7 protein-coding genes are annotated in these 6735 nt (G+C 45.6%); all 7 read left to right on the forward strand.

What is annotated here, in order from left to right; translation table 11 throughout:
• Positions 1–363: phage tail protein (locus tag LHW48_01530; GenBank protein MCB5259145.1), on the forward strand; the 363-nt coding region annotated here is incomplete at its 5' end.
• 19 nt (positions 364–382) lie between these two features.
• Entirely contained in the window at positions 383–1159 is a 777-nt protein-coding gene (locus LHW48_01535) for a phage tail family protein (GenBank protein MCB5259146.1), read from the forward strand.
• A 213-nt stretch (positions 1160–1372) separates the two neighbouring features.
• Entirely contained in the window at positions 1373–1933 is a 561-nt protein-coding gene (locus tag LHW48_01540; protein ID MCB5259147.1) for a sigma-70 family RNA polymerase sigma factor, read from the forward strand.
• Positions 1930–2541 carry a hypothetical protein gene (locus tag LHW48_01545; GenBank protein ID MCB5259148.1) on the forward strand — a complete coding sequence of 204 codons (612 nt, stop codon included), beginning with the start codon at positions 1930–1932 and terminating at the stop codon, positions 2539–2541. The genes LHW48_01540 and LHW48_01545 overlap by 4 nt, the downstream gene beginning before the upstream one ends.
• Positions 2542–2727: 186 nt before the next feature.
• Positions 2728–3681, forward strand: a complete 954-nt coding sequence (locus LHW48_01550) for a hypothetical protein (GenBank protein MCB5259149.1) — start codon at positions 2728–2730, stop codon at positions 3679–3681.
• A 250-nt stretch (positions 3682–3931) separates the two neighbouring features.
• Complete coding sequence (locus LHW48_01555) at positions 3932–6454, forward strand: phage tail protein (protein MCB5259150.1); 2523 nt, start codon at positions 3932–3934, stop codon at positions 6452–6454.
• An 11-nt stretch (positions 6455–6465) separates the two neighbouring features.
• Complete coding sequence (locus LHW48_01560) at positions 6466–6663, forward strand: hypothetical protein (protein MCB5259151.1); 198 nt, start codon at positions 6466–6468, stop codon at positions 6661–6663.
• The last annotated feature ends 72 nt before the right edge of the window (positions 6664–6735 follow it).

Raw genomic sequence — 6735 nt, forward strand, 5'->3', positions numbered from 1 at the left:
AGCTCTCCGTCAAAAGAAATGGCCTGGATCGGTGAAATGCTGGTAGAAGGACTAGCAGGTGCCATTGAACGCTCAGGCGGCGATGCGGTCAGAGCCAGTGAGGGCTTGGCAGAAGACATCAACGATGTGATGGGTCAGCTCGGAAAAGATATGAGCGTGGCACTGCCGACAGATTTTCAGGTTCAGGCGGAATCGGCGGTAAGCGGTGCTTTGAGAGGAGTTGCTCCGATAGGCTCTTTTCCACAGATCACAATCGAGCAGATGTTTGTTCGAAGTGAAGACGATATCCGAAAAGTTTCGCAGGAGCTCTATAACCTTATTGAAGCAGGCTCCAGAGCACAAGGCCGCTTCTCGCCGGCGTAAAAGGAAGGAGTGATGCAGGGTGGGATTTATCTATAACGACATTTCGTCAAAAGACATGGATGTAAAAGCACGGCTCACTTCCTGGCAGGTGTCCGGCATGCTGAGAAACTACTCGGCTTCCATTCCCGGAAAATACGGCGTGGCGGACTTTGGCGCAGATATGGATGCCAGAGAAATCTCGGTGTCCTGTTCCATCTTTCCCAAACTTCGATTTTCCGATCTGGTAGAAACCTTAGACCGGATTGCGCTCTGGCTTTCCCCGGTAGACGGCTTAAAACAACTGATCTTTGACGATGTGCCGGATCGCTACTTTATGGCAAGGCTAAAGGAAAAGGTGGACTGCGAAAGAGTTATTCGTGCAGCCGGAGTATTTGACCTTTCCTTTTATTGCCCCGATCCCTTTGCTTATGCCCTGGCAGATGAGGTCTTTACGGTAACGAAGGCGGGAGAAACACTCATCACACGAAGCCTTGGAAATATCGCATCAAGGCCTGTCTATTTCCTTAAAGGAAGTCTTGCGAAAGCCCCGGAAAACTTTATCTCCATTTCTGTGAATGGCATGGAGATGAAACTTATCAATGCGGAGCTTTCCTTGGGTGAGATCCTTGTGATCGACACGGAGAAGATGACGGCTTATGTGGAAGATGGAAGCGGGCTTGTGCTGAGAAACGCACTCCCTTATCTCAAGGAGCTGAACTTTCCGGAGCTTAGGATCGGCGAAAACAGCGTTCTTATTCAGGCTGTGAACGGAACTTTTTCAGAACTGAAAATCAATGCGCGAAGCCGATGGAGGTGACAAACTATTCAAAGTCAAGTGATTTTTAGAATGGATACGGGTGACCTAAACTAAGCCTCGTATTTGAGTATCGGCGAGTCGACCTGATGATCGCTGAGTCTCTGAGTTACTTTTTCTTTGTGCTGGCATTATTGCAAAAAGAACTGATATTGTTGTAGTGATTTCCACTTAAAACCGTAGTATATAAGTGAAGCCGGAAAGGAGGTCATGCGGATGATACAAGATGATACGATTATAGAGCTGTTCTTTGAACGCTCAGAAGATGCAATATTAGAGTTGGATACAAAATACGGAAAGGCTTGTTTCAAGCTCTCATACAATATTGTAAACAATAGACAGGATGCTGAGGAATGCGTAAATGACTCTTACTTAGGTGTTTGGAATGCGATTCCACCGACTAGACCAAATCCGTTATTGACTTTTGTTTTGAAAATTGTCAGAAACCTTTCAGTAAATGCATACTGGAAAAAACATGCACAAAAAAGGGATAGCTCCTATACAACAACTTTGAATGAAATTGAGCCGTTTATTGCTTCGCCAAACACAACTAAGGCAGAAGTTGAGGCGCGAGAACTAGCACAGATGATTGAGGACTTTCTAGAAAAGCAGCCCATAGAAAATCGTGTAATCTTTATGCGCCGATACTGGTTCGCTGATACGTACAAAGATATAGCGGAGCAGGTTGGGATTTCAGAAAAAAATGTCTCTGTTCGGCTTACTCGCATTCGCAAAAAGTTGAAGGAGTACTTAATCAACAGGGAGGTGTTTGTATGAATGTAAAAACTTTTTCGGATGCCATGGGCATCATTGATAGCAAATATGTAGAAGAGGCTGCGCTCTACCATCCAAGAATAAGAAGGGCTGTTCCATGGGGAAAAGTGAGCGTAATAGCTGCTTGTTTTGTGTTTGTGCTGGCGCTAGCGTTGTTCGTTACCACGTTCCAACGTCAAAATGAGAATCTTGTTACTGAAAATGAACCCAAGGTGGAGTTGACATTAACAGAAGCAATGAATGATAAAAGCTTTGGTGTTCTATTTCCTCAGAAGCTTTTGGATGGATATGTGCTGCAGGATATCCCTTGCATTTATGGCGTTGGTGATAATGCTGTGCTGAAAGTGACCTTCAGTAATGAGGAACTCGGAGACGAAATGGTTATCAGGATTGCTTCGAAAGAGTGGTTCCATAGCCATGAGAAGGAAAGTACAGAGCTGAATATCATTCATTACCGTGAAAAATTGGATGGGACTGGAAGCTATATCTATTTTGACAGTGGAGAAAATATCATCTCTTATTCGTTTAGCATAAGGGATATTGCTGAAATCGATGGTTTTTGGGACATGGTTAATTCAGCTAAACAGATAACTGACTATTCCGGCGAATAGAACTTGTAATGATAAGTAATGCAATATGTACCTAACAAACGCAATCTAAGAAAGTGAGGACTGTATCAAATGAAAAGATAGATTACTTCGATTATTCTTGCTCTTTGTCTCTGCCTTGGTCTGGTTTCCACGGCGTTTGCTGCCGAAAACACAGCAGACAAAGACCGCCTTACCGATGCCGACTATATGGCATTGGTAATTCTTAATAACAGTAATGTTAAAGTTACGCCTACCGATGCCTATAAAATTTTGGATGTGTCGGGTAACGATTCCTATACTTGTGTGGAATTTGATGTTTCCAGTGGTGCCAAAGGTTTCGGCATCATTGATCTTTCCACGTATGATGTAGTTATGTATGCACTGGATGCAACGGTGCCATTTACTCGCACTGACACTATTGTATACAATGGATACCTTCGTTTTGCGACTATCAATCAAGACAACACAGCCACAATTTTGGATTCCAATACAGAAATCGCTAAAGATGAACTGTATGACACATCTCGCAATGGTTTGACCCTTGCAACAGAAAGCATGAAAGCAGAGAAAATTCAACGAGAGAGTGGGCTTGCCGAGGCTACTTATGCACGTAGTTCAGAAGTTTTGGTAAGTGGTGGTTCAGATACTTCTCTTGTATATAGCGCTGGCAACAATTCCAGCCCCTGGACGACTGACTGCGGAATCAATGCGGTTGCTATGTATTTGCGACACATGGACAATTATTTTAATAATAATTATGTGCAGTACACACATAACACAGAACAAAAGCTGAAGGTCGCTCTCGCAGTAATTGCAAATGATCAATTTGGGTCTACCACAAGCATTTCAATGTCAAATCCCGCAAAACTGGCGAATAAGTACATGGATACGCATAGTGGGAGCGGTGTATCCTCTGTTTCAAAAACCTCTTATACTTGGACAAAGTATAAGAATAGAATCAACAACGGAAATGGGCATCCTTGCATTTTGTATATTGGAGCAGGAGCAACGAGCTATTGGACTAAAGCACATGCGGTAGTAGGTGTTGGCTATACCAGCGGTGCGACATCCTCCTCTGGCTATGACATTGTTAACAGTGGTTGGACAAGTTTGGGTTATGTCCGGATTGCGACATCTGTTCCAGGATCAATGATTAAATAGTTGAAGGCTGGGGACACAATCAGATTAATAATACTTAACGTCAGGAAACATTTGCCGGAAAGATCAGCATATAAAGCAGCAAATCTTTTTAGACTTGCTGCTTTTTTGTGTCCATCTTTGTCGTTTCAATAAAACGATTGCAGTGGGTGTGAAAGGAAATATAAAAGATTTTTATGAGTTACCGAGCTAAAAAACTCGGAGAAAGGTAAAATCCAACACCTCAAGAAGGAGGTTAACTGGAGGTGATGACATGGCACTTAAATTAACGATTCAATCGCAGGAAGATTTTACGGGCGAATTTCCGGCTGCCCTTGCCAAATCCGGTCTTTGGCGTTTCAATGAGGGCAGCTTCGATGACCAGGGGTTTCTTATGGATTCCTCCGGCAGTCATCGCAAGATGGAAGTCATAAACCGAAGCGGTACAACGGCAGGGATTCGCTCAGGCGTGATGGGAAACTACATCCAGTTAAACCTCCATGATCCGGGAACGGAACAGTCCTATTTAAAACTTACCAATGACGGCGGCATTTTTCAGAATATCGGCGATACGATTTTAGTCGGCGGCTGGATCAAGCCGACGATATACTCTATCGGGAATACCTACTGCCCGCTTTTTAATACCAGATCAGGTCCGGGGCAGCCGATCTTTTATCTTTCCTTCTTTCAGGGAAGACCGCGCGTCATGCTCTATAACGAAGCAGGCTTGCTTATTCTGGACAGGACGACCTCTCCCTCCTTTACTTTAAAAAACGGCGGGATTTATTTTATTGCCTGTATCATTCGGCCAAATGCCAAAACGGCACAGTATGTCATAGGCGACAGGTCGGACGGCAAGTGCTGGGTATCGGAAGTCTACTCTTTTACAGGTGAACTGAATCGCTTATGCACAGCGGATATCATCATGGGCATGCACGCCGGAAGCTACTGGTATGCAGGCGGCTTTGACGACTGGTTTTTGGATACCGACTCAGAACTTACCATGCAGGATCTGGAAGCATACTTTCGCTCCTCATATTTTGCAAGCGGCGGTGACAGTGCTTCATCGGTTGATGCATTAACTGAGCCCGGCAAAGTGCTCCTAAAGAAAACGGACGGTGTCTATCCTTTAACCGGAGAGCTTTTGACAACGGCAAAACCGCTGTCTCTTTCCGGTACAGGAAGGATTGCCATTACTAAGGAATATGAAGCGGGCGTAACGGATATTTCAGCGGTGGAATATGGACTAAGCTCCGACCTCAGTACATGGGGTGAATGGACTGCTCTTCCGGAAGACGGAAAAATCAAGGCTACAGCTAATTACATTCGCTTTCGCATCACCTTTACGACAACCGATATAAAGAAAACGCCAAAGCTTCTTGATATCAGAATCTACGATATCCCCAAAGCCCCTTATGGAAAGATGGGCTTTGCAAGGCCCGTACTTTTGACAAAAGAGGGTGCTTGGGAAGCGGTTCTGGAAAACGCCTACGACATCATTGTCACAAGTGAGGTCAACGGCGAGGATACGCTCCACTTCAAGCTTCCCTTCAGAGATGAAAAGCGAAGCTATTTAGAAAACGAGAAGAAGATTCAAATCGTTGACGATATTTATAAGGTTAGAACCATTAACGACATCAAAGACGCTTCAGGAAACACCGTGACGGAAGTCTATGCCGAAGCGGAGTTTTACGATCTGACCTTCAGCGTCCGCAAAGAAGAAAAAAGCTTTGATGCAGAGACGGCGGAAACAGCGATGGCTTACGCCCTTGAGGGCACAGAGTGGCATGTCGGCACGGTCAATGTCAAGACAAAACGCACCTGGGTATCGCAAGAGAAGAATGCTCTTTCCATCCTTCGCGCTGTCGCAAGCCTTCACGGCGGAGACCTGGTCTTTGACTCGTCCAACAGGCTCGTTCATCTCTATACGGTGAGCGGCAGGGATTCAGGCGCTCTTTTTGCCTACAGAAAGAATATGAAAAGCATTGAGCGGGTCATTGATACAAGAAATCTTGTGACACGCTTGTATGCACTGGGAGCAGACGGGATGACTTTTTCCGATATCAACGGCGGCAAGCCCTATCTGGAAGATTTCACCTATTCAAATGATGTGCGCATCTCCACACTTGACTGTTCCTCCTTTACCAATCCCTACCAGATGAAGGAGTTCACGGCGATGCGGTTGGCGCAATACGCCAAACCGAAAATCTCCTATGTCCTCCATGCGATGGACTTATCCGTCCTTACGGGATTTTCTCATGAAGCTTGGTCGCTGGGAGACTATGTCCTTGTAGAAGACAAAGAGCTGGGGATTTCCGTTACGACAAGGATCGTGCGAAGAGAATATAACCTGCAGGAGCCTTGGAATACGGTGCTGGAACTGTCGACGACCTTAAAAAATCTCGGTTCTTCCGTGGAAAGGCTGGAGACCATCGCAGATACCTTGGAAGGGGCAGGAGCTTTTGGCGGCGGCAACATCTCCGATATGGTGCCTTTTAACCATCTGAAAAACTCTCGGGCGGATGACGGGATGGCCTACTGGTTAAATTCCGGCTTTGAAGCCGTGAACGAGACGGGCGGTACGGGAACAGCCGCTTTTAAGGCGGAAGGTGCGGCAGGACTTACAAAGTCTATGGCGCAGACCGTCTATCCCTCCAATCGTAAAAGCTATACCTTGTCTCTGGCTATCGCTTCGGAAAACTTGGAGAAACTTTCGGATACTTCTCAGGTCGGCGTGGAAGTGGAAATCGAATATGAAGACGGAAGCGTTGAAACGAGATTTATCGACCTTTATTAGGGGGTGAGCGGATGGCCTATTTTAGAAAAGTAAAAGATAGCATCGCACCTAAGGGCTATATGTCAAAGCTAAAATCCGTCACGGTGCGTATCTTTATTTCAGACTGCACCGGACAAGTCTTTGTGACGGACATCCTCCTTCAGGGCGGCTCTCTTGCGACCGGCTGGGTGCCGCACCCTTCCGAGATTCGCTTTACGATGGACGGGTGATGGTATGAAGAAGTTTTACAGGCTCTCTGAGACCATAAATAAAAAACAGGACAAGCGAGTCGTGTCCGTGAC

The organism is Candidatus Cloacimonadota bacterium, from assembly GCA_020532355.1.
In the GTDB taxonomy this organism is placed as follows: domain Bacteria; phylum Cloacimonadota; class Cloacimonadia; order Cloacimonadales; family Cloacimonadaceae; genus UBA5456.